Below are 3,914 nucleotides of genomic sequence, written 5' to 3'. Positions count from 1 at the left end.
CCCACCGGTTGTTTGGGTCACCAAAAACTCCGCGTCTTAATTCATATTTTTTTGGGGGGCGAATTGCCCCTAGGGGGGCCCCGCCATCCCCCGCCCGCCCCCCCGACACCGTGCCCGCGTCGCTCGACTCGTACGTGGCGACCTCGTTCCCGGGCTCACCCGTGATGCTTTGGGCCTCCTCTCCCGTGCTACGCCTCCGTCCGGGGCGCACCAACAGCCGCCGCCGCGTAGCGCCTTCTCTGTCTGGCCCGTCACCCGCTTTCCGGCGTGGTGACGGGCGGGCCGGAGGTCTGTTCAGCGGGCGAGCGTGATGGTGATGGGTTGGTCGGGGCAGGCGGCGAGGCGCTCGGCGAGCGCAGTGTGCTCGGCGGGGTCGACGCTGAGCTGGTAGCGGGTCTTGTCGGCGACCCAGTTGGTGACGTACGTGCACCAGTAGGGGGCGTACGGCGGTAGCCACTCGGTCGGGTCCTTGTCGCCCTTGGACCGGTTGGAGGCCGCTGAGACGGCGATCAGCGCTCGTGGGTCGTCCAGGTCGTTGGCGTAGGCCTCGCGTTCCTTTGCCGTCCAGGCGGAGGCGCCGGAGTCCCAGGCCTCGGCGAGCGGGACCAGGTGTCGACGTCGAGCGTGGGAGGCAAGGCGGGCGGGCAGGTGGTAGAGGCGGAAGCGCATCGTGTCCGGCTCGGCGTGGGCGAGCTCGTTCTGGTCGTGCAGGGTCAGCAGCCGCAGCCAGGCGTCGAGATCGGCCGCGAGGTTGCAGGCGAGCATCCATCCGGCATTGACCTGCCACGACTGCGACGGGAGGTTGTGCAGGCCCATCGCTTTGCCAGTGCGGATGCGGTCCTCGACGTCGGCGTGGTCGCGGTGCAGGGCGTCGAGGAACTGGACCTGGTGAGAGCCGGGGATGCCCCATAGATGCCGGATATTGGTGACGGTGATCGAGTAGCGCCAGCCGGTCTTCTTCTCGAAGTCGGACGACCGTCCCCGCGATCACCACCCGGGCGGTCAGGTAGATGTGCTGACCGGTCAGCAGGTTGAGCTCGCCGAGGAAGTCTCCGGGGCCGCCCCGGTAGATCACACGCTCCGGCTCGATCGCCGTCGCGTCCCGGACGATGTCCACGGTCGCCGACCGGAGCAGGAAGAAGTCGTAGGTGTCGTCGCCGGACGTGTACAGGTCCCGGCCGGGCTCGGCGTGCTCCACCTCACCGTACTCGGCGAGCCGGCGGAACTGCTCGTCGTCCAGGACCGGCCCGCGCTCTGCCGCACCGTCGTTCACGTGATTCCTCCGTCACACCGGACCAGAAGGGTCTCTTGCTGGAGTGCTGGTCGAGTCGAGTTGTTCAGGTGCGAACCGGAACGGGCGCCGGCTTCACCTGGGCGACGGTCATGACGTACAGGAGCAGACCGGCGGTGGTGAGGTTGCACTGGCCGTCGTATGCACGCTGATGCCTCGCCTCGCCTCGCCTCGTCCTCGGCAGGAGGGTCAGTTGGATGGCGTACGGGCCGGTGCGGGACGGAGATCGGGCGTGGGGGGCGGAGCGTCGCCTTCCCGGATGCCGTGGCGGGCGTAGAAGCGCCGCAGGGGTGCCGGCGCCCACCAGTTCGCGTTTCCGAGCAGGCGCATGGTGGCCGGTACCAGCAGTGCGCGGACGATCGTCGCGTCCACCAGGACGGCGATGAGCATCGCCACCCCGATCAGCTTGATGAACGTGATTCCGGAGACGGAGAACAGGCCGATCACGACCAGGATGAGCAGCGCGGCGCTGGTGATGACGCGGCCGCTGCGCTGCAGCCCGACCGCGACCGCCGCGGTGTTGTCGCCGGTGCGGTCGTACTCCTCGCGGATCCGGGACATCAGGAAGACCTCGTAGTCCATCGACAGCCCGAACACGACCGCGAGGACCAGGATCGGCTGGGTCGCCTCCAGCGTCCCGGTGGAGGTGAAGTCCAGCAGGCCGGACAGACGGCCGTCCTGGAAGATCAGGACCAGTGCGCCGAACGAGGCACCGAGCGACAGGATGTTCATCACGATCGCCTTGACCGGCAGCACGACGGAGCCGAAGGCGAGGAACAGCAGGACGAAGCCGGCGCCCCCGATGATCAGCGCCATCCAGGGCAGCAGATCGCCCACGGCGTGGAGTTGGTCGGCCAGTTGCGCGGTCTGGCCGCCCACCAGCGCCTCACCACCCGGCGGTGCCGGTACGGCCCGGATCCGGCTCACGAGATCCCGCGACCGGGGCGATATGGGGTCGCCCTCGTACCTGATCGTGACCCGGGCGACGTCGCCGGACCGACCCGTGACCTCGGCTCCGGACACCCCGTCGACGATCTGGACGGCATCGACGTAGCGCTCCAGACCGGCCCGGTCGGGCGAGGTCACGATCGCTTCGATGGGCACCTGGCTGTTCCGGACGAAGTCCCGGTCGACGGTTTCGGAGACCACCCGGCTCTCGGTGGCTGCCGGCAGCACCCTGGGGTCGATACCGCCGAACTCGACGCGCAGGAACGGCGCGGCGGCCAGCAGCAGGACCGCGAGCACCCCGGTGGCGTAGACGACCGGGCGGCGCATGATGCTGTGCGCGAGGCGGTACCAGAACCCATGCGCGTCCTCGTCCTGTGGGCGTGCCGGCGGCGGGCGGCGGAGCAGCCGCCGCACCGAGAGTGCCTCGACCCGGGGGCCGAGGACGGCGAGCAGGGCGGGCAGCACGGTCAGTGCCGCCACCATCGCTACCAGGACCGCGGACAGACCGCCGAGGCCCATCGAGCGGAGGAAGGACATCGGGAAGATCAGCAGTCCGGCCAGCGAGACGGCGACGGTGACGCCGGAGACCGCGACGGTACGACCGGCGGTGGCCATCGTGCGGGCGACGGCGTCCTCGACGCCGAGCCCGCGGGCGATCTCCTCCCGGAACCGCCCGACCATGAACAGGCCGTAGTCGATCGCCAGGCCCAGCCCGAGAATCGTCACCACGTTGACCGAGAAGACCGAGACGTCGGTCAGGTAGGTCATCCCGCGCAGCGCGGTGAACGCTCCGAGGATGGCCAGAGCGCCGATCGCCAGCGGCAGGCTCGCCGCGGCCACACTGCCGAAGACGACGACCAGGAGTACGAGCAGCACCGGTATGGAGATCGTCTCGGCGAAGGCGATGTCCGTCGCGACCCGCTCGCGGATGTCGCGGTCGACCGTGGTGGCGCCGCCGACCTGGGTCCGCAGGCCGGGCGCGGCCAGTTCGCTCTCGATCTCGTCCAGCGCGTCGCCGCGCTGCGCCTCGTCGTCGCCGGCCAGGGTCAGCACCGCGTAGGTGGCGTGCCGGTCGTGGCTGACCAGGGCCGGACTGCCGGTGCTCCAATAGGTGACGGTCCGGGTCACCACGTCGTGCGGGAGCGCTTGGAGCGTCTGTGTGACGGCCCGCCGGAACGCCGGGGCGTCGGCTGTCGTGCTGGGGCTGGTGTACAGGACCACCGCGTCGTTGCCGGTCCGGCCCAGCGTCGCCTCGGCACGTGCGGCCGCGCGCGAGCTCTGGCCGCCGGGTCGTCGAACCCCCCGGTGGTCAGCGAGCCGAAGACCCGCGTGCCCCAGATGCCGCCGAACGCCAGGAAGGCCACGGCCAGGCCGATCACCCACCACCGCCGGCGGACCATCGTCCGCCCCAGCCTCTCGAACATCGCTGCCCCCTCCTGGCTTCGTCGGCTCGGTGGTGTCAGTGCGCGGCGTGCTTGACGAGGGCGGCCGTCGCGGCGGGCTGCGCGATCATCGCGACATGCGAGGTGTCGGCCTCGAAGGTGTGTGCGCCGGCCCGGCGTGCCATGAACCGCTGGGCCGCCGGGGGCAGCACCTGGTCGTCGCGGCCCACGAGGTACCAGGACGGAACGGTCTTCCAGGCCGGTGCGCCGGACGGCTCCCCGAGGGTGCGTGT

The 3,914-nt window shown here is 70.4% G+C and carries 2 protein-coding genes and 2 pseudogenes; all 4 read right to left on the bottom strand.

Features of this window, described 5'->3' with window-relative positions:
* Positions 1–294 precede the first annotated feature (294 nt).
* A pseudogene (locus ACIRR9_RS55880) lies at positions 295–945 on the bottom strand (transposase); the annotation flags it as partial.
* Positions 946–994: 49 nt separating this feature from the next.
* Positions 995–1,198: pseudogene (locus ACIRR9_RS55875) on the bottom strand (thioredoxin reductase); the annotation flags it as partial.
* Positions 1,199–1,480: 282 nt separating this feature from the next.
* On the bottom strand, positions 1,481–3,622 hold the full coding sequence (locus ACIRR9_RS55870) for an MMPL family transporter (protein WP_403769779.1): 2,142 nt from the start codon (positions 3,620–3,622) through the stop codon (positions 1,481–1,483).
* Positions 3,623–3,698: 76 nt separating this feature from the next.
* The coding region (locus ACIRR9_RS55865) for an alpha/beta fold hydrolase (protein WP_403769777.1) at positions 3,699–3,914 on the bottom strand (216 nt) is incomplete at its 5' end.

Source organism: Streptomyces sp. NPDC101234 (assembly GCF_044767525.1).
Taxonomy (GTDB): domain Bacteria; phylum Actinomycetota; class Actinomycetes; order Streptomycetales; family Streptomycetaceae; genus Streptomyces; species Streptomyces sasae.
The sequence above is the reverse complement of the archived record's forward strand: the minus strand, read 5'-3'. Positions and strand labels throughout refer to the sequence as shown.